Annotated in this window: 16 protein-coding genes and 1 pseudogene; 7 read left to right on the forward strand and 10 right to left on the reverse strand. The window is 69.3% G+C overall.

The window, feature by feature from the left end; translation table 11 throughout:
• Positions 1–234 (forward strand): annotated as a pseudogene (locus I4J89_RS50400) (hypothetical protein); the annotation flags it as partial.
• A 625-nt stretch (positions 235–859) separates the two neighbouring features.
• Here the strand turns inward: I4J89_RS50400 and I4J89_RS51790 are convergent.
• Complete coding sequence (locus I4J89_RS51790; protein WP_196419590.1) at positions 860–3,877, reverse strand: tetratricopeptide repeat protein; 3,018 nt, start codon at positions 3,875–3,877, stop codon at positions 860–862.
• A 19-nt stretch (positions 3,878–3,896) separates the two neighbouring features.
• Positions 3,897–4,223 carry a trypco2 family protein gene (locus I4J89_RS40875; protein ID WP_196419591.1) on the reverse strand — a complete coding sequence of 109 codons (327 nt, stop codon included), beginning with the start codon at positions 4,221–4,223 and terminating at the stop codon, positions 3,897–3,899.
• Between the two features lie 219 nt (positions 4,224–4,442).
• On the opposite strand from I4J89_RS40875, the gene I4J89_RS40880 reads away from it, so the two are divergent.
• The 4 genes from I4J89_RS40880 to I4J89_RS40895 all read left to right on the forward strand — a co-directional run bounded on the left by I4J89_RS40880 (position 4,443) and on the right by I4J89_RS40895 (position 10,774).
• Positions 4,443–7,280, forward strand: coding sequence for a CHAT domain-containing protein (locus tag I4J89_RS40880; protein WP_196419592.1), 2,838 nt, complete (start codon positions 4,443–4,445; stop codon positions 7,278–7,280).
• The gene (locus tag I4J89_RS40885) at positions 7,280–9,244 is read left to right on the forward strand and encodes a hypothetical protein (RefSeq protein ID WP_196419593.1); all 1,965 of its coding nucleotides are present in this window, start codon (positions 7,280–7,282) and stop codon (positions 9,242–9,244) included. The genes I4J89_RS40880 and I4J89_RS40885 overlap by 1 nt, the downstream gene beginning before the upstream one ends.
• Before the next feature lie 380 nt (positions 9,245–9,624).
• Positions 9,625–9,942, forward strand: coding sequence for a hypothetical protein (locus tag I4J89_RS40890; RefSeq protein ID WP_196419594.1), 318 nt, complete (start codon positions 9,625–9,627; stop codon positions 9,940–9,942).
• 94 nt (positions 9,943–10,036) lie between these two features.
• Positions 10,037–10,774, forward strand: a complete 738-nt coding sequence (locus I4J89_RS40895) for a hypothetical protein (RefSeq protein WP_196419595.1) — start codon at positions 10,037–10,039, stop codon at positions 10,772–10,774.
• A 582-nt stretch (positions 10,775–11,356) separates the two neighbouring features.
• Here the strand turns inward: I4J89_RS40895 and I4J89_RS40900 are convergent.
• The 4 genes from I4J89_RS40900 to I4J89_RS40915 form a co-directional block, all read right to left on the reverse strand.
• The gene (locus I4J89_RS40900) at positions 11,357–11,872 is read right to left on the reverse strand and encodes a hypothetical protein (RefSeq protein WP_196419596.1); all 516 of its coding nucleotides are present in this window, start codon (positions 11,870–11,872) and stop codon (positions 11,357–11,359) included.
• A gap of 1,025 nt (positions 11,873–12,897) precedes the next feature.
• Positions 12,898–13,782: a CU044_5270 family protein gene (locus I4J89_RS40905; protein ID WP_196419597.1), complete on the reverse strand. Its 885-nt coding sequence runs from the start codon at positions 13,780–13,782 to the stop codon at positions 12,898–12,900.
• Positions 13,775–14,413: an RNA polymerase sigma factor gene (locus I4J89_RS40910; RefSeq protein WP_196419598.1), complete on the reverse strand. Its 639-nt coding sequence runs from the start codon at positions 14,411–14,413 to the stop codon at positions 13,775–13,777. Before I4J89_RS40910 ends, I4J89_RS40905 begins: the two co-directional genes overlap by 8 nt.
• 51 nt (positions 14,414–14,464) lie before the next feature.
• Complete coding sequence (locus tag I4J89_RS40915) at positions 14,465–14,749, reverse strand: winged helix-turn-helix domain-containing protein (RefSeq protein ID WP_230860457.1); 285 nt, start codon at positions 14,747–14,749, stop codon at positions 14,465–14,467.
• Between the two features lie 180 nt (positions 14,750–14,929).
• Here I4J89_RS40915 and I4J89_RS40920 point away from each other — a divergent pair, with 180 nt between their 5' ends.
• On the forward strand, positions 14,930–15,694 hold the full coding sequence (locus I4J89_RS40920) for a hypothetical protein (protein WP_196419600.1): 765 nt from the start codon (positions 14,930–14,932) through the stop codon (positions 15,692–15,694).
• 746 nt (positions 15,695–16,440) lie between these two features.
• Here I4J89_RS40920 and I4J89_RS40925 read toward each other — a convergent pair.
• The 4 genes from I4J89_RS40925 to I4J89_RS40940 form a co-directional block, all read right to left on the reverse strand.
• On the reverse strand, positions 16,441–16,650 hold the full coding sequence (locus I4J89_RS40925; RefSeq protein WP_196419601.1) for a hypothetical protein: 210 nt from the start codon (positions 16,648–16,650) through the stop codon (positions 16,441–16,443).
• Positions 16,647–17,774 (reverse strand): hypothetical protein, encoded by a 1,128-nt coding sequence (locus tag I4J89_RS40930; RefSeq protein ID WP_196419602.1) that lies wholly within the window; start codon positions 17,772–17,774, stop codon positions 16,647–16,649. Before I4J89_RS40930 ends, I4J89_RS40925 begins: the two co-directional genes overlap by 4 nt.
• A 783-nt stretch (positions 17,775–18,557) precedes the next feature.
• A complete protein-coding gene (locus tag I4J89_RS40935; protein ID WP_196419603.1) occupies positions 18,558–20,720 on the reverse strand; it encodes a hypothetical protein in 2,163 nt (720 codons plus the stop codon).
• Between the two features lie 764 nt (positions 20,721–21,484).
• The gene (locus I4J89_RS40940) at positions 21,485–22,687 is read right to left on the reverse strand and encodes a competence protein CoiA (RefSeq protein WP_196419604.1); all 1,203 of its coding nucleotides are present in this window, start codon (positions 22,685–22,687) and stop codon (positions 21,485–21,487) included.
• Positions 22,688–22,848: 161 nt separating this feature from the next.
• On the opposite strand from I4J89_RS40940, the gene I4J89_RS51140 reads away from it, so the two are divergent.
• Positions 22,849–22,977 carry a hypothetical protein gene (locus I4J89_RS51140; protein ID WP_255521952.1) on the forward strand — a complete coding sequence of 43 codons (129 nt, stop codon included), beginning with the start codon at positions 22,849–22,851 and terminating at the stop codon, positions 22,975–22,977.
• The last annotated feature ends 105 nt before the right edge of the window (positions 22,978–23,082 follow it).

A 23,082-nucleotide genomic window follows, 5' to 3' on the forward strand; every position in this document is an offset into this window, starting at 1 on the left:
CAGGACAACCCCGTCGAGCGGATCTGGGCCGCGATGAAACACAAACTCGCCAACACCGCACCGGCCACGATGGCCGACCGCGTACGTCAGGCACATGCCTTCTTCCGCCACCGCACCGCCGCCGAAAACCTCACCACCGCGGCCCCGTGGACCTCACCCTGGCTACCCAAGGGTTACGGGAAGAACTTCTGGCCAGGTGCTTTGACGTGCTCGATGAGGGGGTGTTCGCCTTGACCGAGTCGCCGCTGCATCGCCACACAAGAAGCCGAATACCAGCGCGCCGAACGCGAAAGCCTGACTCCGCTGCTCGACATCCTGATCCAGGTCGGCGTCGGGATGCTGCTCGACATGATCGGCTATGACGCCGTCGTCGGATGCATCAACGGCAGCCTCTGGAGCTGCGTGGATCTCGCCACCGACTTTCTCGGCCCTGGAGTCAAGGCCATCAAGATGCTCAACTCGATCAGAAAAGCCGTCCAAAGCGCGCTCCGGCTACCGCATGTGGCAACGCGTTCGAGTCCATCCCGGCACCTATGCTCCAGGACGCTCTGAATGCCACTTATGGTGTACCGCGTAGGGCCCCTTCCTGTCGACCACCTCGCATCGTTGCCAGCGGTGTCAGGCGCCTTGCGGCACTACCGTCGGAACGAATACGCCTGATGAGGAACGGCGACCCGATATGCCTGTGACCCAACGGGCCGTCTTGCGGGCTCAGCTGACTCGGGTGCGCCTAGAACGAGCCTTCGGGCGCGGCAAGCTCTCTTTCTTCCATCACCGCATCTGCGGCGACGGCTCAGTCGCCGACTTCATCCGACGGTGGCCCGACGCCATGGAGGCTCTTTGTCGACTGCCATCTTTCTCACGACTTCGAAGGCTCGCTGTCGTCTCGAACCGGCAGCGCGTTGTTCGAGCCGGCCTTCGTTACCCCCGCCAGATTGCGCAACGCACGCTCCAGATCGTCTTGGTAACCGGGTGACTCCTTGGCCAGGACGCGCAGGATCCCGATCGCCGTCTGCAGCGCGTTGGCCGCTTGGGCGTTCCGGTCGGCGCGGGTATATACCATTGCGAGGTTGTTCAGGGCGAACGCGAGGTTTGGCCGGAACGTCTCCTGACCACGGCCGACTAGGCGCCGGTAGAGCATGGCGGCCTCCTCGGCGGCCGCCATCGCTGGCGCGATCCGTCCACGTAGGCCCAGCCGGTTGGCGTACGTGGTCAAGGCCCTGGCCAGCGATGCCTGATACGGGACAGCGGGGCGCTCGGCTGTGAGCTCACGCAGGATGCGCACTGCTTCCTCGGCGGCAAGGAGTGCCGGGGCGTTCCGGCGCAGCGCGCTGAGGTGTACCGAGAGGTCGGTCAGCGCCGCGGCTAGCATTGGCCGGCAGGTCCCCGAGTCGCCATCGGCGAGACCACGCCAGATCGACACGGCCTCACGGCCGGCGTCCACGGCCCGCTTGTAGTCTCCGAGATCGGCGAACCGGTTGGCCAGTGTGGTGGAGGCGTGGGCCAGACCAGGAAGGTGGGCCATGAATTCCTGCTCCACCAGGGTCCGGTGAATCCGGTAGGACTCCTTCACAGCTTCTAGGGACTCCACTCGTTGACCGAGCCGACTCTGGCAGACCGCCAGGTTGTTCAGAAAGGTCCCGAGCCGGGCGAGCGCTTCCTCGGCACCGCTGGCGGCGAGTACACGTTGTCGTTCGACGGCTTGGGTCGCCGCCTCGTGTGCACCGGTGTCGTCACCCATCTGCCGCCGATGGGCGGAGATGGTGCTGTACCAGCCGGCCATCTCAGGAATGGGCCGGCCGCGCGCCTTCTCCTCGGCCTCCCCGCCGCTGATCAGTCGGGTGTACGGATCGATAAGCAGGCCGCCGGGAAGCAGTCCGGGACTGGGCAGATGGACCTCGTATGCGCGCAGGTCGTCCAGGGTGAGAGTGTCGTCCAGGAGGATCTGTTGAAGAGCGGCGACCAGCGGCGCCGACTCCTCGACGTACGGCGCCGCTGCGGCCACATGCTCGTACAGCTCATCGCGATATCGGATGCACAGGTCGGTGAGCGCCCTGCCGAGTGACTCGGGCGATCCCGGGTGGTGAACCGCGCGGGCGAAGACGTCGATCAGCTGGGCGAGCTGGGCCGGCCGGGCGACCGGTACGAGCGGGTCGAGCAGCCGGGGCTCCGCGCCGAGGCGGTGCGCGACGAACCGCTCGACAAGGCGATCCGGCTGCAGGATGCCCCAATAGCGGTTGTCCGGCGGTGGGTACAGCGCGGCGATCCAATCGCGGACGGCGCGGCGCACGTCGCGTCCCGAGCCGTTGAGAGCCTCCACGTGGTCAAGCAGCGTGTCCGCGTGCTCTCGGGCCTGCGCACCCAGCAGCATCGCTACCGCCAGGACGTCCTCCAGGGCGGCGGGTGCCAGGGCGCTCAGCACGGCGGATGCCTGCGCGGCCCGGCGCCAGTGGCGGCGCTCGTGCCGCAGTAGGCGGTCTTCGACGCGATCGTCCGCAGCGTCCGCCGCCCCCGTTGCCGACGTGGACTCTGCCTCGTCGAGCAGGTCGGCGAGGGCGGTCATGTGCAAGGCGAGGGCGGTGGCCTGGCGTTCGATCCGTCGGCCGTGGCGGCGCAGCCGCCCGGCCAGATCGTCCGGATCCCATTGCTGATACGACGGCAGGCCGACCATCGCCCGGGCCAGGTCGACGACAGCCGTCTCGTACGCGATCCCACGGCCTTCGGTGTCCAGCTCCAGGGGTGGCAGTGCCAAGGTGTCCGCCTGCTCCAACACCTCCTCGGCCACTGGGTCGTCGATCTTGAGATCGTCCCACCACTGACCCGCGGTACGGGCCAGCAGCAACAGGCGCAGCGGCCGGGCGCCGTCGTGGCGGGCGGCGGCTCGGAGCACGGCCGGCAGTTGAGCGAGGCGGGACTCTGCGTAGTCGACCACCAGCAGCAGGGGAACTTCGACGTCGGCGATGACCTCCACTTTGTCCGCGGCAGCGTTGCCGGCCAGCCACAGGGTCGCCCACCGGTCGCGGGACAGCCGCCGGCACAGCTCCTGGGCGACCCGGGTTTTGCCCTGGCCACCCGGCCCATGTAGCAGGAGAGCACGGGCGCCTGGTGCGGTGGCCCACTCCTGAAGACGTCGCATCGGCTCACGCTGGCCACGGAAGGCGACCACCTCGTCCCTGGCCCGCAGGAACGCGGCCACCGACCCACCGCGCGGCGGCTCGGTCTCGGCCAGCTCCTGCATCTCGATCGGCTCAAGCACCGGAGCACTGACCCGGTGCCGGGCCAGCACCTCGAGGAACCCGGGATTGCCGCCGAACGCGTAGACCGGTACGGCGAAGAGGTGACCGTGCGCCCCGGCGGCGCGGTCGGCGGCGACCACCCCGGTGAGCAGGCGATCGCTGAACAGCGCGGCGCCGGAGAGACCGCGCCAGGGCGAGCCGCTGTTAGCCGTAGGCGGCGTACCATCCAGGGTCATAACGTACCGCTCGGCGTAGAAGCCGCTGCCCGGATTGATGAATCCGGACGAGTGCCAGACTTCGGGTCGCTGATTGGCGTCCCGGACCCACCCGGGAAAACCGGACGTGTCGCATGGGGTGCGGGGCCGGCCGGTGGCAAGCCGACCCCAGCGGACCCGGTCCGGGTGACCGGCCGGTGCGTCACCGGTGATCTCGACTAGCGCGGCGTCGTCCCGCCCGCCGGGAGTCCCCCGCCACACGACAGTGCCCGGAAAGATCTGTGGCAGAGAGCCGACGACGACGTCCACAGCGCTCGAGGTCGCGCCGACGACGTGCGCAGAGGTCAGGATCAGGCGCCGGGCGATGCGGAACCCGGAGCCGCCACCGGCTGCGGCGGACACCTGGGCGACGAGATGGCTCCGCACGTCGGGTTCTGCCGGACTATCAGCGGCCCAGGTGGCTGTCCGGCACCGGGGCGATCGGCGCGGCGTCCCGGGTCGAGATCAGGAGATCGCCGCCGTCGGCACCCTTCGGGGTGAGGGTGACCTTGACCTTGTGCGTACTCCCCCGGTTCACACCTCCGCTGACCTCGGTGTTTACGACCCACGCCTTGAAGCCGGCCTTGGCCTTCACATCGGCCCGCAGCTCGATGGCGAATTCCATCTCGACCGGGCCCACCACGAAAGTGAGCTGCTGGCCGTCGCCCGCCTGAGCGGCCTCGAGTAGCTCGTCACGCAGCGCCGCCACAGCCTTGGTCAGCTCGATGTCCAACGGGATCTCCCTCGACGGGCGGCGGGCGCACGGGCATCGGTAGCGTAGAGCAGCATCCACGATGGGTCGATCCACCAATCAGTGTGGATTACGTTCGCGCGCACCGTCACTTGACCTGACGGGTTGTTCGCCGGTTGACTCTGTTCGCCGTGCTGGTCAGTGGCAAAGGCATGGTCGGTCCGTGGCATAGGCAATATGGGTCGACGGCAGGAGCCGTGTTTGTCCGAGGAGAATGAGGTTTACACGCGCTGCACGGCGATCGCTCATGCCCTTGAACGCATCGGCGACCTAAACACCGCGATCAGCGAGTTTTCGCGCCTGCCGGTGGATCTCCCGGTGCGGCCCGTGCTGGCCGCCGGGCTGGTTGCGGCCGCGTTCGCGGACATCCAGACAGCCTCGGACCGCCGGCCGCAAGTGACCGCGCTGGTCGAGATCGCCGACGCAGACCCACCCTGGCCCGAACTGCGCACCGCCGTCGAAGCGTGGCTGGCGGCGCGCCGGTTCGACACCACGCGGGGCCCGACAGCACTCCAGCACGCTGCCGTGGTGTGCGCCGCAGCGACCGAGGCGGTCGTGACGTTCCTGGAGGGCGACGGATCGGAGGCGGATCCGCTCGACACCGATGGACTCCGGGACATGACCTCAGACGAGCTGATCATCCACGGCGCGATCACGACCACATCCCGGCCGATCCGATTCCTCGGTCCCGACCTGATCGACGAGGACCGCGCGGCCGCCGGAGGGCTCGCCCGGCAAATCGCCGAGCTCGTCAGCCACGGCAACCTCGACGCAGCGATCGGCGAGCTGCGGGCGGCGCCGGAGGACGAGCCGGGCCGGGGCTCGATCGCCGCGGACCTGTTGTCCGCAGCGCTGCGCGTCCCCGGCTTGCTCCGCCTGGAGAAGGGGACCGATCTGGCCTACCTGATCGCGGTGGCGGAGTCCGAGTTCCGCGACGAGCCGTGGTGGCCGTCGCTACGGGCGCATGCGGGCCTCATCAGCCTCCTGATCCGTTTGCCGCACCTCAGCGGTGAAGAGGTCATGGCCGCCGCTGACGAATTGAACCGGTGGGCGGAACTGGTAGGTGACGATCCCGGCGCGCGACTGCTAGTGAATCTGGTCGAAATGGCGATCGCCTGGTTAGGCGGGGACACCACCGCGGCAGAACGCTTCGCGGCAACACTGCCGCGGGACGACCCTCGGATGGATGCCGCTGCGGAGGTGATGGCGACTCTCGCTCTGGTGGCACGGTCGGCCGAATCAGTCACCCAGGACGAAGTCGCACGACTGGCAGCCGCTGTCGACCGGATGCCGAACCAACGCTCGAAGGAGGAGCTCCTCAGCCTGCTCGCCACTCTCACCGCCGTGGTCACAGAGGACGAGCCCGCCAGTTCCTGGCCTTTCGCCACATACCTCGGTGTAGCCGATGATGATCCGGCGATACGGCACTTGATGGCGGGCATGGCGGCGACGCGTGGTGGTTTGGAGGAGGATCCCGCGCTGATCGACCGCGGGGTGGCTGAACTCCGGGCCGCCATCAAAGCCGGCTCACCCGACGATTCGATGGCATTGCTCCGGACGACTGGCCTGGCGATCGGCCTGATGCGCCGCCATGAAACCGGCGGCGCCATCGCCGATCTGCACGAGGCGCGTCAACTGCTGGACAGCGCCCGCCATTCGGCCGGCGGACCCGAACATCCGCAGTACTCCCTGATAAGCGAGATGCTGCAGGCAGTCGAGGGGCGGCTCGACGCGGCGAACCGCGCCGGCATCCGTAGCGCCAAGGAGGGGCTGTCCCGTCACATCTCGGCGCTGCTTCCGGGGATCAGCGCCGATGGATTGCAGCAGGTCGAGTCGGACGCTCTCGCGATGGCTCGGCAGTCGCTGCGCGACGGAGACGCGACGGACGCCCTCCAAGTACTCGAAATATCCCGAGAGCTGACCCTAGCGGCCGCGAGCGCCCGGCGCCCGGAGGAGACGGCACCCGAGCTCGCGCCCGGCGAAATCTCGAAGGCGCTCACCGACCTCGACGTCGATGCGATGGTTCACCTCATGCCCGGACACGACGACGAGCCGGGGTACGCCGTGATGACGCCAGCTGCTGGCCCCCCCGAGTTCCTTGCTCTGCCGCGGCTGGTCGCCGGACAGGTGCCTGACGGCGAGCTGCCCCGGTGGGTCTGGAACGCCGCGGTCGGGCCCTTGGTCAATCTCTGGCTGCCGCGCCGTGACCGCTCGGCGGATCGGCCCGCGCGGCTCGTTCTCGTCCCAATGGGTGAATTGGCCGGGCTGCCCTGGCAGGCCGCACGGAGCCCGAGCGGTCGCTACGCGCTCGAGGACCTCGCGATCTCGCTCGCGCCGTCGGCCCGGGCGCTTTGCCGCACCGCCTCGTTGTCCCCGGTTGCGGTCTCGCCGACCGGCCTAGTGATCGGTCCCGCCGGAAACGACGAGCCGCAGCATGCCTGGGGAAGCGCGGCGGAGGCCTACGCCATCCGGCAGAGCTTCTATCCCGGGGCACGCTACCTGGGGTTGCGACCGGACGGTACGGTCAGCCCGTCCGGGGCCGGCACAGCGGTGGAGCTGCTGACTTGGCTGACCACGGAGACCCCGACAGCGGGATCGGTCGCGCACCTGGCCGTTCAGACCGGATCAAACGGGGGGCCGCACCTGCGCATGGCCGGCGGAGAGCGGCTCGCCGCCGACGTGGTGACGAGCCGCATGCAGGCCGCGGCGGACCGGCGGCTCGGACTGGTGGTCGTCAGTCACGGCGGCGACGGCGGCGCACTGGCAACCGCCTTTCTGGCCGGCGGCGCCCGCACCGTGGTGGCGGCACAGCATAGCCCGCCCGACGCCGCTGCAGCCCTGCTGTTGTTCATGTTCCACCGCGGTATCCGGGTCGAGAAGCTCCCCGCGTGGGCCGCTCTACACCGAGCCCAGCGCTGGATGCTGAATCCTGAGCGCACGATCCCCGCTGACCTGCCTCGACCGCTCGCTGCGGCGCTCGCCGAGGTCGACGGGACCGACCCCGGCGCGTGGGCCGCTTTCGTGCACTGGGGGCAGTGATGGCGTCCGAGACCGGCTCGAAGGACCGAGCGTCCGAGCTCCGCGACGCCCTGCGGCACAGGAGGGGGCCCACCCGCGTACGCCTACTTACCGAGCTCGCCCAACTCCTGGTCCAGCAGCACGCGCAGGTAGTGGGTTCCCCGGCGGGCGCGCCGCTGCTCGATGAAGCGATCGCCTGCATGGAGGAAGCACACACTTACACCGGTGGTGACGAACGGATCGTCGCTCAGGGCGCCGCACTACTGGGATGGCTGCTCGCCAACCGCCGGTTCGTCTACGGCGGCGTCCGGGGGGATGTGGACCGGGCGATCCAGCTGCTCGAGCAGGGCGTAACCGGCCCGCGGCCGGCACCGGGCATGCGCCTGATTGGCCTTCTGACCCTGGGGCAGTTGCTTCTAAATCGAGCGATAGAGCCGTTCCGGGCCGGGGACGCCGCGCGGCTATTCGCCGGCGGAGCCAAGGCACAGGCCGAGGACGCGGACCGAGCCGCACACTGCTTCCGGCTCGTGCTCGACGCGGCCGGCGGGCCCGAGACGCGCAAGCCCGCCGAGACCCTTCTCATCGTCGCCGACGCGATGCGCGACATGATCGCGGCAAGTCCTGGTGACCTCGACCGGATGGCGAAGGCGCTCGCGACGATGCAGCGTTTCCAAGATCAGATGTCCGCTGGCCCGACCGTTGGCCCAGCGCCTTCCACCACACGGGAGGATCACCAGTCGCTGGGCTATCCCGCGATGACGGTTTACGCCGAGCCGCCCGCAACACCAGACGCCGCGATCCCCCTGACGGATATCGCACGCCACCTCGAACCCGGCGCCGAACTTCCCGACACGACAGTGATCGATGAGCTCGTCGCCGTCGCAGCCGCGCGTGTCGAATCTCCCTACCCGACGCCAGGCGAGCGTCTCCTATTCGCCAGCGCCGTCTTCCTGCGCAGCCTGGTCGATGACGGCGGCTGGGGCGAGCCGTCCGGGGCCACCGACCACGACATCGCCCGGCAAACCCTGCTCAACGCCGTCCCTGGCCTTGCCGACGCCCCGGCCGACGCCGTCGTGCTGGCGTTCCGACTTGCCGCCGCCCTGGAACCCGGGCCGGTCTCCAGTCCCACGTGGTCCAGGCTCGTCGTGCCGTTCGCGCCGGTCGCCGCCGCGCTGCGAGCATGTGGTGCCGACGCGCTACTCTACCCGTTCGACGGCGGCGCTCTATTATTCCCTGCCTCGGGAACGAACCCGGACTTCGTACCGGAGCGAGAGCTGCGCATGCCCCGACTCATAGTCGCCAGCGACTGGCCCAGCCCGAACGGGGCCGTCTCGCAGGTCGGATCCGCCTCCCAACTGGTCGACCTGGCCGCGCGGACCCGCCCGGCGGTCAACACCGACGCGCTGTTCGTCGTGGACCCCCGGGGTGACGGCCATGACGGCAGCGCCGATCACACGCGACGGCTCTTCTACCCACACGCGCTCTGCTTCGGCCAGGCGACGGGCGGCGCGGACGCCCGCGGCACGGCCGACGAAGTACGCAGTCACCTGCGCCGCTCGATGCTGCACTTGGCCTGCGGCGTCACCGCAGGCGGCGGGCTGGAGCTGGCGGGCGGGACGGTTTTGGAGCCAACGGACATGCTTGCCCCGGACGGCCAGCCTCCAGGAGGCGGCGTCGTTCTGCTGCCGCCCGTCGCCGCCCCGGCCGCGCTGATCGATGCCCTCCTCGCCAGCCACTTCGCCGCCGTGGTCTGCTGGCGAGCGGCCGTGCCGCCTGCGGTCGCCGCGCTCGCCTACCACCTGCTTCACCATCGTCTGGGACACGGTGATGCCCCGGTGACCGCCGTGGCCGCAGTTCGCCGTTGGCTGGCCGACCCGGCCCGGGAAGAGCTGCCCGGCCTTCCCGAAAAGCTGCTGGCGGTGCTGCGATCCAGCCAGGGCGTGGACCCGGCGTCGGCAGCCGCACTTGTGCTCCGCGGCGTGTGATCATCCATCAACCAGCCCCGTGGCTTACGTATGGGCTGTTATCGACCTGGGGTGCCCACACCGCCAAGCTTCCTTGCTCGCTCCCGGCCGTAACACCGGGGACACGGTGCTGTGTCTTGAGCTAGATCAGGTGCATCCCCGCCGCTAATAGGAGTGCTCAGCGTAGTGACGCTCATTACGGGTAGCGCTGCTGCGCGTTTGGGCCGTGCTGACCGAGGTCGCGGGCGTCGGGTCCGACGTCGCGCTGGCCGTGGACAGGATGACAGACCCGTCAGCGGATGGACCTGAAGTTGGTGGCCACGACTGGCCAGCGCACTGGAGCCGCTACTCGATCATGAGACCTCGGCAGTGCGACCAGCGAAAGCCATTCCGGGGCAAACGTGGCGGCGGTGCACCGGGCCCGGGCCGCGGTGCTGGCCGGCCGGAGCACGGTGGCCGGGGTGCCGATCGCCGCCGAGCTGGTGAGCGGCTGGGCCGGCGTGCAGCCGGTGGCGTTGCGGACCCTCTACCGGGCGTTCGCGGCCGAGGTGACCCCGGCCGCCGCGGCGGCGGCCAGCGACGGCGATCGGGCCCGCCGGTCGAAGTTGGTCTACCTGCGCCGCAGGCCACCTGGCGCAACCAGGTGTGGGAGGGCGACCACAAGAACCTGCCGATTTTGGTGCTGCCGCCGCGCGGGCCGGCGGTCACGCCCTGGGTGATGATGTTCGTTGACGACGCCAGCCGGGTCATCGTCGGCTGGGCGATCTCGCTGACCCCGCACGCGGGGACCGTGCTGACCGCGTTGCGGATGGGATGCTGCCCGACGACCACGGCCCGGCCTGCGGCGTCCCCGGGATGCTGCGCCTCGATCGGGCCCTGGAGTTCGCCGCCGAGGCGGTCCGCGCGGCCGCGAACGCGCTCGCCGTCGAGTCGCACGTGCTGCCCGGCTATCACGCCAACGCCAAGGGGAAGATCGAGCGGGTCAACCGGACGGTCGACCAGATCCTGCTGCTGATGCTGCCCGGCTTCACCGAGGGCCCGCGCGAGCTCAACGGCCGGTTGTCCGGGCCGTTGGACGACCGGTCCGCCGCCCGGGCCGGGTATGAGCAGGATGCCGCCGGCGGCGCCGATCCCGCCGGGCTGCCGCTGCGCTGGAGCGTCTTCGTCGAGCAGTTCGCCGCCTGGGTGACCTGGTACAACACCGAGCACACCCACCGTGGGATCGGCGGACGTACCCCGGCGCAGGCGTGGGTCGAGGACCCGACTCCCTTGCGGCTGGTGCCGGAGGAAGAGGTGCGGCACCTGCTGCTGGCCGACGTCGGCCGCACCATCGAGGCCGACGGCATCCACTACCGCAACCTGGTCTACGTGTGCCCCGGCATCGCCCGCCGCCCGGAACGCCAATCCGCGTCCACGGCCAGCACGGCACCGACATACGGGGTCACCGACGGCCGACCCCGCCGCGACACCCGCCCCGCCTTCTCCTCTTCCAAGCGGGCCAGCAAGTCGGCGAGCAACTCGACGGCACGGCCGCCGTGCCCGGCCTCATAGGCACGCACCGTCGCCTGCAACCGCTCGACCCAGCCCGTCACATCCGCCACCCGCGCCTCGGCCTCACTCACCGCCGCCATCCGGGTGAACTGGAGCTCCACCGCCGCGGCGGCCGCGGCCTGCTCGGCGGTGAACGCCTCCTCCGCCTCCCGCAGCCACCCGTACCCGCACAACCAGCACGCCGGCGACGGCTTACCCGCCCCGCACGCCGCACACACCGGCGCCTCGTCCGCGGCCCGCCGGCGCCGGAAGTCTTCGGCCCGCCAGCACGGGCCGGGCGATCGGCTTCCGGGTCGCGCCGGAGATCGTCGCACTCGGTTAGACCAGTCTCACCCGGACGGGCAGCCGTCGGTGTTCGCGCGGAACGCCGGCGGCTGCCCGTCATTGAACCGCCCGTTCCCGAGCCGGTGACGCGCAGCGGCCGGTAGCCGCCCCGGAACTCGCCGCCGACCAGCTGCTCGACATGACGGAGCGGGCCGAGATTGCCGAGTCGGCCGCCGAGTGCCCGGGCCACGCGTTTGGACGCCGACGGTCCGGTCGTCCAGTGTGGAGCGTCCGGCCGCCGGACGGACGCTTCCTCGGTTAGCAGCCGATGTACGTCTTGGACACCCGTCCACCGATGTTTATCTTCGAGAAGTCGGGGCCGGGAATGTTGGTATTGCTGCACCTGCGCTGGATCGTGGGCCAGCTGTCGTTGTTCGCGAAGCCGCTGGAGCATCCGGCCAGCCCGGGAATCCCGCCCCAGTTGCTTCCCCCGGAGATGTGGACGGCGCTCGCCCAACCCCACAGCCCGTTGTCGCTGAGCGTGTAGGCCCACCAGTCGTTGGCCGCCGAGCCGTAGTACGCCTGCACGTTGACAAACCTCCGCTGGCAGACGAACCAGCTCGTGCCTTGGTACAGCACGGCCGAGGTGTTGTCGTGCAGGCGGTACTCGCTGGGGTAGTTCTCCGTGTGCATCCACAGTCGTACCGATGATCGGTACATGTAACAGTTGTACGTCTGGTACCCGTGCCGGACCGACGACTTCGTGCATCCGGTCGCGGCGGCCGCCGGTGGTGCGGCGACCGCCACGGCGGTTCCGGTGATGAGAACCATCATGGAAATCAGAGAAACCAAACGCCGTTTGGCTCGCATGCTGCCTCCCCCGCCGAGTGTGTGGGTCGGCATGCTACTGCAGGCATTCCAGCAAGTCGATCTCGCGCAGTCGCGGTGCAGGTGCCCGTCGAAGACCATTACGACGCCGCCGTCGAGGTAGTCGGCGATCATGTGCCGATGCCGCGTCAGGTGACTTAGTCTGTCCACGGTCCGATGAGGATCCCGGCGTACCGGTGGAGGTCGACGTCCCGCACGTGTAGCAGTCGGAGCCGGGCACCCCGTGGGTCCACCGGTTCGGGCTCGAGGGAGTGGATGTCCAGTCGAGCTGGGCGACGGGCGACCAACCACCCTCAGTACCTACGGGCAGGTGACGGAGCCGGCACGCGAACCTCGGCCGCGCCACTGACATTCGATGGCGGAACCACTGACGTTTCGTGGCAATCTCACGGACAAACCGTGGCAGAAACCGCTGACGACCTGCTGTCACTCAACATCATCGGAACCGGGGGCGTCGACATGCTAGGGCAGTCAGTCACGGCTCAAAATGCATAAAGGCCGTTATCGGCGACATGGTTGGTGACTCATGTGTTGTTCTCGCTGCGAGCTGACTATGACGGTTGCATTTGGCCCCACGAGGGCGGCCACCAACCGGACGCGATGGCCGGCGCGCACAGATGTTCGGCGACAGGATCGTGTCCCGCGTGACGACAAGGTCGCATCCGCTGGCGACGGGACTGCCGTCGTGGCTTCGGTCGCGCGGAAGTCGCGCACATAACCACCCGAGCTCGATCGGAGACCGAGAACATGGCTGATGAATCCGCACCGCGCTACGCCGCCGGTGACGTGCCCGGCTTGCGCCGCGATCTCGCCGAAAGGTACGAGCGGCCGTCGACGAGTGAGCCGGGGCTGGCGAGGTAACCGCCGCTGCGCAGGCGGGCTCGCGGTAAGGCACGGCGAGGATCGCGGTTACGCCCGCACAGCTCCCATACTCTGCGGGCTTGGTGCTGCGCAGTGCGGTGTTCTGACCTTCAGGTTCGCTGGCCGACGCGGTCGACGATGTCGACGATGTCGACGAAACGCCAGTTGTCGCCGAGGAACTCGTGCGTCGTCGCGTCGAAGACCAGCATGGTCGGGTCGGGGCCGCCGAAGGTCCACGAGACGGTGAGGCAGGCCCGGCTCTCGGGCCCGGTTGTGGGTGTGGTGGTCAGCCCTGGCGTGAGGGCGGCCGCCCGCAGTAGGGCCGCGCGCTGCGCCGGGCGCAGATAGTGGCCGGTCGACAACTCCATGACGTCCTTGCCGGTGCTGTTCGCGGTGCTCGCAGGGTCGTCCCGCTCGTTGCGCTGCCGCAGGTAGGTGAGCATGCCGGCGGTGTCGCTCGGCATCGCCGGGTCGTAGGCCGGTTCCGGCTCGCACGGCTCGTACCGGCCGGGGATCGGGCCGTCCGCCGGATCGATCACAACCTGGCGGCGGCCGTCGCGGCAGCCCAGTACCGCCGTCTGCAACCCGTCGCTGTCGCGATACAGGCCATCTCGGGTGCCGTCCACCGACAGCCAGCCCTCGTATATCTCGCCGTTGCGGCTGACGGTTCGCGAGTAGACGAACTGGTCGGGTCGGGGCACCCGGTCGGGCTTGCGCAGCGCGGCCGAGGCGGCCATCTCGAGCACCTGCGCGGCCGGCATCATCGGCGGCGGGGGCGGCTCGGAACTGGGCGGGAGGGCCGCCACCAGGACGGCGGCTGCGGCGGCGGCCAGCCCGACCGGCGTCCACCGTCGCCTGGCGGCCGGTCGCCACCCGCTGCGGACAGTGGATCTGTCGATCTCGCCCTGCAGCCGGGCCCGGGCAGCGGCCAGGCGGGGGTCGTCGAGGGCGGACGGCGGTACGGCAGCCCCGCGTACCACGGACAGCTCATCCATGCCGGTTCGTCTCCTCAGGCGGGGCCGTCGCCGGCTCCTCGTCGATGCGGGTCGGGTCGGCACCACCCAGCGCCTCGCGCAGCCGGGAACGGGCCCGGTGCAGGCGGGACCGTACGGTGCCGACCGGAATCTCCAGCGCGATCGCGACCTGCTCGTAGGTCAGCTCCTCCTGGGCGATCAGCAGTAAGACGTCCCGGTCGCCGGGGGCGAGGGCGGCCAGCCCCGCGGCCAAGACGTCGCGGGCTGCCTGCGCGGTCACCTCCGCGGCGACCCGGTCGGCGTGGGACTCGTCGTCGGCACGTCCGGCGGCGGCCCGCTGCAGGCGGTAGGCGCGTTCTTCGTCGCGGGCGTGCATGGCGGCCAGGTTCGCGGCGATGCCGTAGAGCCACGGCCGAGCGTTGGGGCGGGCGGTGTCGTACCGGTCGCGTTTGCGGAACGCGGTCAGGAACGCCTCGGCGAGCAGGTCGTCGGCCTCCTGCGGGCCGACCCGCGAGCCGAGGTAGCGGTGGATGTGCCCGGCATGGCGCCGGAAGATCTCGGTGAACCACTCCGGGTCGTGCAGCGACCTGCTGATCACGGTGGCGTCATCGCCGTCGCGCGCCCTGGGCCCGGCACGGAGCGGTCGTCGCATGGGCGGGCTCCTCGGACGGCGGCGAATGCGGTCGGCGAATGCGGTCACCATCTATCTGCTTACCGTCGGCGAACGGTTCGCGCCGCCCCGGCCAGGCGCGAAGAGAAGCGCCCGGCCAAGCCGGGTGATCCGGTGCTCGACGCAGACGCCGGCCCGTTCGGTGCTGATCAGCCCGGCGGCGCGCAGCGCGTACGCGTGCTCGGAAGCGGACGCCGGACTGATCAGCAGCCGGCGGGCGATCTCGGTGGTGGTGTGGCCGCCGGCCGCGCCGATCTCGGCCAGCACCCGTGCGCGCGTGCGACCGATGAGCGAGGCCAGTGCCGATGGTCCGGTCATGAGCGATCCCCCCGATGCCGACAGTGGTGGCACCACGTATCTGCTCACCGCCCGCGGAGGGTTCACCTGAGCATCGTCCATTCGGCGACGTCCGAAAGGGACTCGACCGGGGTCGAAACCGTGGTTACGTCAGCGGTGGCGGCCGCCACCCGAGAACCGGACACAACGAAGGGAAGTCAGATGGTGAAGAGTTCCGTGATGGCCCGGGGTGCCGCGGTCGTCAATCATCGGACGTACTACTGGCGCGTCGCGGCGCTGCTGCTGGCGCTGTGCGTCGCAACGACGGCGGGGACCCTGACGGCCGGGAGCCGCCAGGCCCACGCGACAGGCGGTGGGGCGGAGGTCACCGTCTTCGACGCGGCGACGCCCGACCAGGCCGTGGAGGCATCGGCCCGGACCGCTGCCCCGACCGATGCGGCGAAGGCACGACTGGCGAAACACCGCGACGGCGCGGCCCGGGAGGGCTTCAACCTGCGTTCCGACACGAAACTCGCCAGCGCGCACGGGGGCTTCAACACCGCGGCGACAGCGGACGTGCCGTCCGCACCGCCGGTGGACACGTTCGGCACCTGCAGCACACCCGGCTGCGGCGGTGAGCTGATGAACCACTCGGACTTCTACGTCACGATCGCGAATCACTGGTGCTCAGGATCCTCTGCCGACGTGGTGGCCGAGCACTTGAGCTGTGTCAGGTACTGGAACAACGCGAACGCCTTTCCTGCGGACTACTGGCTACACCCAAACCACCACTCGAGCCGGTACCCGTTCTATTACGACGTGGACGCGTTCCGTGCCGCTGGCAACTGTGTCACCAAGTTCACCCGCTGGGTCGGCCCGCTTCTGCTCGGCGGATATACGTACGACCGGCGCGGCAAGGGCAGCGTCTGGATCAAGATCAGCAACGCGGAGTTCATCGACGTCGTCGACGTCAGCTGCTTGCGCTGAGGGGGGTGATCTCGACATGGATTGAGCGGGCGCCAACCTCGGCGCCCGCTCATCGTTTCTGATCTATCCTGTGCAGACAGGGTGCTGAACAGGTCGACGTGCTGAACAGGGAGAAGGAGCCCCCTTCCGGAGGAAGGGGTACGCCAGGTACAGCCCGTCCGGTCTCCAGGTCCCAGACCCGTACCGTCCCGTCCTCGCTGGCCCGCTGCACTGATCGCTCCGAGCGCAGCCTGCCGCCGCGACGCCCGAACGGTCCTCGCCGTACTCCTTCGCCGCGCGAACACCGAAGATGACCCGACGCGGCCGGCCAGCTGACCCGCGACCAGGAGCGTGCGCCGCCACCCGGCCCGCATGTCGAAAGGCGGCGATCGGCTGCGAGCTGCCGATCCGCGAGGGTTCCCGTCGCCGGCGCTGGTCTGATCCGCGGGCGCCAGCACCGTGTCAGAGTGGGCAGTGAGCCGGCGCCGGTGGCCCGCGCGCCGCCGTGCCCGGCCCGGAGCGGTGCTCGCGGAATGGCCCTTATGGCGTACCGGGCCAGCGTCGCTCCGAAGCCGCCGGTCCCTCTCAGCGCCGCCTGACCCGGCCGACCCGCGAAACAACGACCCTCCGCATCGGCCGGGTCCTAATCCTGTGGGCCGAACAGTTCCCCGGCAGTCCGCGGCCGCGACCCTGCGTCCGTCTGCAGTGCACGTCGACGAGCTCAACCTCCTCGGCCCGATCCGGCAGTGACGCCCCAGCCTGCCGGCCTACCGCCCGACGATGCTGTTGAACAGCAGCAGGGCGCCTCCCGTCGCGCCGCCGCCGACCAGCACAGCCGCCGCCGGCGACTGGCCGGCGAGATGGGCGAGGACGCCGGCAGCCAGGCCGGCAGCCGCGGTGAGCAGCAGCACGACGACGGCGCGCAGGCTCAGCAGCGGCTCGGGCCCGCCGGGCCCGGTGGACGAGGCGCTGGTCATCGAGCCACCGCCGCTGACACCGCGGCGAGACGATCGTGCAGCTTGCGTCCCTCGCGCTTGAGCTTGGCCTGTACCCGGACGGCGAACTTCGCGTCCCGGCCGGTCTGTGCGGCCGCCTGTTTCCACGTCAGCTTCGGGTCGCCCTCGGCGTAGGCCATGACCAGGGCCCGCTCGCGCTCGTCGAGGTTGGACAGCACGCGCGCGATCCGGGTGTCGTCCCATCCGCCCACCTGGCTGAGCGCTACGGCCTCGGTCGGATGCGGGGCGGCGGCGAAGTCCAGTGGGGTTAGGGGCACGGTTTCCCCGGCGGTCCAGGCCACCGGCGCGTCCAGCGACGTCACCAGCAGCCCGCCGATCTGCCGGTCGGTGAGCGGCCGATGGACTTCGTGCTCGCGGTCGACGCGATGACGCAGCCGCAGGCTGAAGTCGGCACCGGTGGGTTCGGAGAGCCACGCGTCGTCGAGCAGCGCAGCGACGACGGCGTCGATTCGGGTCGGTGGCATCGAGGAGAAGCTGAGCCAGGTGCAGCCGAACTCGACGACGGCGGGCGTCGGATCCACTTCCCGTAGAATGGTCTCGCGGGTTAGCAGCGCCGCGGTGTACGCCTGGCCGGCCAGCAGCCGATCAGGGCCGAACAGCCCGGCGGTCGTCCGCCAGGTCGCGAACAGTTCCAGGATCGCGTCCGGCAGTGGCGTCAGCGTTGTGGTCCGCGACCACAGCTGCAGGTAGTTCTGCTGCCTGAACGACTGCAGCGCCGTCACCACAGGCGCCACACCGGCCAGCTTCGGCATGGCTGGCAGCATCGCCGCGAACAGTCGGCGCTGGGCCGCGGTCGACTGCAGCGCCGGCAGGATGAAGGCGGGGGAGAAGACCCCCGCGCGCCGCGCCTGGTCCAGCGTCGGCCGTAGGACCACGAGAGGCTGACGCTGAACGGTGGACATGGCGGCGGCAGGGACCGTATTCGGCACCTGCATCCGGGCCGCCGCCTGCCTGAACATGAGGGTCCCGATAGTGGCGAACCCCCGCTCCCTTACTGCGGCCGCCTGTGCCGCCGCCGCTGCTGCGCTGATCTGCGGAGCCAGGTGCTGCAGTGTGCCGGCTACGTGATTGGTGGTCTTGAGCATCCGGGCCAATTTGGCCGGCGTCATCCCGAGTGTGCGGGCCAGTTCGGCCGACGAAACTCTCCGGGGCGACGAGCTGGCCGACACCAGATCGGTCCCGGACCGGCCAGCGACGGTGCCGGATTCCGGCGCACCGGGACCCACCGAAGGTGGATCGGCGGCGTCCCGGCTGCCGCCGCCGGCCGCGACGGTCGTATCGTCCTGAGCCTGGTCGGTCATCATGCTCCTCAACCTCAAGTCGGAAGATTTCTACCTCCTAGCCGTGAGATCCGCCCGGAGTCGCAATATTTCTGCCCGACCAACAAGATTTTTCTCGCCGAGGTCAGACCGCCCGATGCGTGGCGGTCGGTGTGCCATGAACCCGGCGCCCTGCCCTTTGACTGTGCGTTGCTCTCGGTCAGCGTCGCGCTGGCCAGCGCGAGCCCATGCGGGGACGTAGTCGCTCTCGTCCGAGGTTCTCTAGTTCGTCTAGCCGGCTGCCGCTGATGTCTGATCTCAGCTCGATGACCATAACTGCCGCCCAGCGGGTGGCACGGTCGATATCGCGCAGATGTCTGGCCAGCCGCTGGTGAAGGGCCTGCCGGGTTTGGCCTACGTAGTGCCAGCCGTTGCCTTCGGGTACGGCGTAGAGCAGCGGCCCGGCGGTATGGGGGACGGCCTGCAGCCGGTTCGGCGCCGTACCAAACAGGTGCAGCTGCCACGGTGCGGCGTTGGGCCGCAGGTCGGCCCCAGCGGCCTGCAGCAGCCATCGCCAGCTCGGGGCGAGGGGGTGTCCGGCGGGGAGCATCATCCGAGCTCATCCTCGTCCGCGTACTCTTCCTCGTCGGGTTCGTCCTCGGGCTCCGAGTCTATGAGCGACGGCGACGGCGGCTCGTTGGTGAAGACCAGCCCATTGAGCTTCTGCAGGACGGTGACCAGGTTCTGCCACAGTTCGCGGTCACCGAGGGCGGGCTGCAGGGTCGGGTCGGTGCTGGACAGGTCGACCAGCGCGGTGAAGTCGTCGTGCCCGGCCTGGAGTTGCTGAACGACCTGTCCCCGCAACCGCGCCATCTTCTCGGCGGCCGTCTCGGTCAGTGCCGTTCCCGGCAGGGCCTTCTTCTTGGCCTCCTCCTTCTCCTCCTCGGCGCGCTGCGGGTTGGACAGGTAGACAAGGTGGTAGGTAGTCAGCGGGCGTAGCTGGCCGGCGTTGTCGTAGGTGAGCGCGGCGGGATTCTTCGGGTCGACCCAGGGGATGGTGTAGGCGCCGGGTCCCGGCGGCCGGCGCAGAGCCTCCTGAGGGGTGTAGGAGTTCGCAGCGCGCCGGCCAGCACGGAACGCATTGGCGGCGCGGGCGAGTTGCCATAGTCCGGCCGTATTGTCGACGCGGCCGAGGTCGGCGACCACGTCGTTGACGTTGGAGCGGAACGGGACCAGGCCGGCGGTGAACGCGCTACCGGTGTTCGACAGCAGCACTTTGTCGGTGACCAGAGCGATGCCGCCGGCGACCTGCAGGGTGCAGCGGGCGTTGGTGTCTCCGGCCAGCGCCTTGGGCACGAGCGTGGTGAAGTCGTCGGTGGGCACCGGGTCCCAGAGCACGCCGATGATGTCGTGGGGAATCGGGCCACCGTTGCCCCATGCCCGGGCGGCCTGCTGCCGGCTCGCGGCCTTGGAGTAACGCCACGGCAGGTCGATCAGGGTCATCAGGTGCTCGGCGTAATCCTTCTTGTAGATCCTGGAAACGCCGAGCAGGTCGCGAAGATGGCGTTTTAGCGAAGCGAACTCGGTGGGCGCGCAGAACCAGGAGGCGAGCAACACGGCACGCCACAGCGCGGTCGCTGGGTACTCCGGCCCGAAGATCTTCGGCACGTCTTTCACACTGTGCCGGCCGACTGCGAGTTCGGCGACATCACTGTCGAACGCCTCGTCGTGCACCGCCCGGGGCAGGGCCCGCTGGATCGCGGCCGCGTCCGCGGCGCTACCCTCCCACGGTTCGAACTCGCCGTGCACGCTGGCGACCAAGGCCTGGACCGCGTCGTCGAACTGGTACTCGGCGCCGACGGCGGCCGCGCCGACGCTCTCGAAGCTGATCAGCACCCTCGCGGGCAGGATGAGCGTCTGGCCGATGCGGATGGCGTCCTCGCTCGGACCGGCGGCCCCCTGCGCGAATCGAGCGCGCAGGTCTTGCAGTACCTGGGCCCGTCCGCGGGCATGCATGCTGGTTTGGGTGTCGGTGGCCTTACGGGCGGATTTGGTAGCGAGCAGCATTTTGACGATCGCTGCGGCGAGCTCGTCGGCCGAAAGACCCGGAAGCAGCCCGGCCCAGGACGACATGATTCGGGTGAGGCCGTCGCGGGCGACGACGACGTCGAAGCCGGGCGAGCCGTCCTCGAACTCGATACGGCCGGGGTGCAACAACACGGGCTGCGAGACTCGCCGGGTCAGGATGCTGGCCTCGTAATGGCGGCCCATCGTGCGGGTCTGTCGTACGACCTGCGCCAGATACTCCACCAGGTGTCCGCCGTCGCGGAACTCCAAGGTGATCGTCGCTTGCGGCTCTTTATCGGGTCCGAGGCCACCGATCACCTTCGGCAGGGCCACCGCGCTGGCGGCCGCACCGGCCCGGGGTTGCAGGCCCGGCAGGATCTCGGTGAGGTAGACGTGCCCGTGCAGTGCTTTGAGGTTGGCGGGCCCGACGACTTCATCGGTGAGTAGCTGCGAGCGCACTGCGGCGGCCGCGGCGTGCGGATCGACCAGAGCGCGGGCAACCGCGTGCAGGCCGTCATCGTCGAGGTGCAGGCCGTCGTTCTGAGCTGCCTTGACGAAGGCGACCCGACCGGCGGCCGGGGCCGGCGGCGGGAGTTCGCTGCGGAAGTTGGTGATCGCGACTGGCTCACCGTCGATGATCAGTGTGGGGCGGTCGTCGTCCGGGGTCGAGACCGCGGCTACGTGCGTCGGCACGGTGATACCCATCCGAGCCACCGTTTGGCACGTCGGCCCTTGTTGGCCGACTGCCTCGACCCCTTGAGTACGGCGACAAGGGGTCACCGCTGCGGGGCCACGCGGTCGTGGCTCTGGTGCATGTCCGCGCTGCGTCGTCGCTGCTTGATGCGTGCTACGCGGCGACCGCGCGGCTCGAGGAAGGATCTGCCATCCCGTCACCATCACGTCGCCCCGGCGGGCCCAGAGCCGCCACCGAGACTGAGTTCCCGATGTAGAACGTGTCGCCCAGCGAGGGCGCGAAGGGGATCACCTTAGCAATGATCTTCAAATGGTGGCCATTGGCTTCGCCCTTTCGGGGTGCCTTCTGGCGCCGTTTACGCAGCCCGCCGAACGGGTCGCGGCCGCGGTCGTAATGCCGCGACGAGATCAAAGCGCCCCGGTCGCCTGCACGACATCGAGCAGCACAAGATCGGACTCGACGACTGAGGGTCCGGTTCGCATGTTTCACCGGTGGTGGCCAGCTTCCGGCTGCTGGCTCGGCGGCACGGAAGTACCCCGAGTCCGCCCGCGGTGTACTTCCACCAGCGCGGTTCGGGGCGGCAGGCGAATCGTATCGAAGGATATGTATCGATACGTTCTTAGTTCCAGCAGGAAGGACTGGAGCATCCTGGCCGATAGTTTTTCCGAAGACGTCATCGTTCGGGTGTCGCCGATGACGGCGTCCATAAGCCATCCGGCAGTCACCGACGTTCCGACCACGGTGTCCAGGACGGTAAGCATCTGCGCTCTGCCAATCAGCCAGGCTGCAATGTCAGGCACGTTGACGTCCCCTTCCGCCTCGAAGTCCGGCTGAGCCATGAGAGCGTCGGGAAGCGGCCCGTATACCTGCTCGACCGCAGCCCGTTCGGCGGCCCATCGCTCGGATCTTCGACGCCGGGCCTCCTCCCACTGTAGGCGGGCGGGTTCCACCCGCTGCTGGGCGGCTGTGATGCCCGGTTCATGGTCGGCGACGAGTCGTTGAAGCGCCGGAGAGACCAGGCCGATGATGTCCAGCGGCCGCATCGGGTAGTAGCCGATGCGTTGCTTCCACGCGACAGCGTCGATGATTGGTGTTTCGGCTTCAGGTCCAGATGGCAGTCCGAGAGCAGGTCGATATGGATGCCAACTTCCCGGGCGGTTCGGGAGTACGCCGTCCGGCCGTGCTGGAGGTCGTCCCAGGAGACGACTGCGGTGGCGATCATCTCCTCGAATGGATTGATCCACAAAACCGGCCGACTCAGGTGAAGCAGCATCCGTGCGGCCGGTGAAAGGACCACAGCATCATGCCCTCCCTGCCGGGTGGCACGAAGATGCGTACCGGTGTGGCCCAGAAGCCACACGACAGTGATGCCCGCCTTGGTATAGGCGTCGTTGCGTTCTTGCCACTGCTGACGAGTCATAGCGGAGTACTGCACCTCGAACCCGATCCGGTGACCATCGATCTCCGCATACACGTCGGGCTGCCGCTTGTTCTCCAGGGTCACATCGTCGACGTGGACGGTCGCGCCGGGCGCCTGCTTTTCGATCCAGGAGCCGATCAACTGCTTCGCCGTGTAATGCTCCACGGATTCCGGCTCGTGACTGCCGTCGGTGGTGAGGTGACGAAAGTGGTGCCGCTTGGCGCCGCCAACTGTGGTGATGCTTCGGCTTGAGCAGCCGCTGACAGGGCACTCGAGCTGGGTTCGGGCCGTTTCCCGCAGCCGGTCTGCTTGCCCGTCCGGCAGATAGACCAGGCGGCCGCCGGGGTCGGCGATGCGTCGGGCGAACAGTTGGCGGCCGTCTACCGCGGCGAAGAATCGCTGATGGGCGTCATCGCCGGCGACGCTCGATTCCCCGCTGGAGAAAGCAGCGCTGGCCACGGGCTCGCTGTGGGCCCGGCTTTCAGCGGCGGGCGGCGGGGTGCCGGGTTCTGCGAACAGCGGCAGGGGCTCTTGGGCTGCGGGCACGCCGGTCGTCACGCCCCCGGACGGTATCCGCGAGGTCTGACATTCTCGCCGAGTCTCCCAGCACTGGCGGCCGCAGCATGCGTAATCGCCTCGGCATGGTGACCACCCGTGTCCCGGGTGGTGACCCCGGCTGCCCAGCAGTGGCCACGCGTCCCCGAGCACATTCAGAGCACGTGACGCCGCATCCGCTCGTCGCGCGTGTGCCGCAGAAACCAGCCGACGGTGGTGATTTGCTGGACGATGCTGAGGTAGGCCCCGTCGAGGTCGAGGTCGAGGTCGAGGTCGAGGTCGTAGTCGCGTAGCCCGATGGCTTCGCGCGCCGCAGGATCAGTTCGAACATCGGGTAGGGCGCGGCGTCGTGTCGTTGCGCGTAGTCGAGGAACTGTCCGGCCTGTTCGAGCCGCCGG

Source organism: Actinoplanes aureus (genome assembly GCF_015704865.1).
Classification (GTDB): Bacteria; Actinomycetota; Actinomycetes; order Mycobacteriales; family Micromonosporaceae; genus Actinoplanes; species Actinoplanes aureus.

Coding starts and splice junctions, on each gene's coding strand:
- I4J89_RS40885 (WP_196419593.1), top strand. CDS start 7,280: ATGGCGTCCGAGACCGGCTCGAAGGACCGAGCGTCCGAGCTCCGCGAC.
- I4J89_RS40895 (WP_196419595.1), top strand. CDS start 10,037: ATGCTGCCCGACGACCACGGCCCGGCCTGCGGCGTCCCCGGGATGCTG.
- I4J89_RS40900 (WP_196419596.1), bottom strand. CDS start 11,872: ATGATGGTTCTCATCACCGGAACCGCCGTGGCGGTCGCCGCACCACCG.
- I4J89_RS40905 (WP_196419597.1), bottom strand. CDS start 13,782: ATGGATGAGCTGTCCGTGGTACGCGGGGCTGCCGTACCGCCGTCCGCC.
- I4J89_RS40910 (WP_196419598.1), bottom strand. CDS start 14,413: ATGCGACGACCGCTCCGTGCCGGGCCCAGGGCGCGCGACGGCGATGAC.
- I4J89_RS40915 (WP_230860457.1), bottom strand. CDS start 14,749: ATGACCGGACCATCGGCACTGGCCTCGCTCATCGGTCGCACGCGCGCA.
- I4J89_RS40920 (WP_196419600.1), top strand. CDS start 14,930: ATGGTGAAGAGTTCCGTGATGGCCCGGGGTGCCGCGGTCGTCAATCAT.
- I4J89_RS40925 (WP_196419601.1), bottom strand. CDS start 16,650: ATGACCAGCGCCTCGTCCACCGGGCCCGGCGGGCCCGAGCCGCTGCTG.
- I4J89_RS40930 (WP_196419602.1), bottom strand. CDS start 17,774: ATGCTCAAGACCACCAATCACGTAGCCGGCACACTGCAGCACCTGGCT.
- I4J89_RS40935 (WP_196419603.1), bottom strand. CDS start 20,720: ATGGGTATCACCGTGCCGACGCACGTAGCCGCGGTCTCGACCCCGGAC.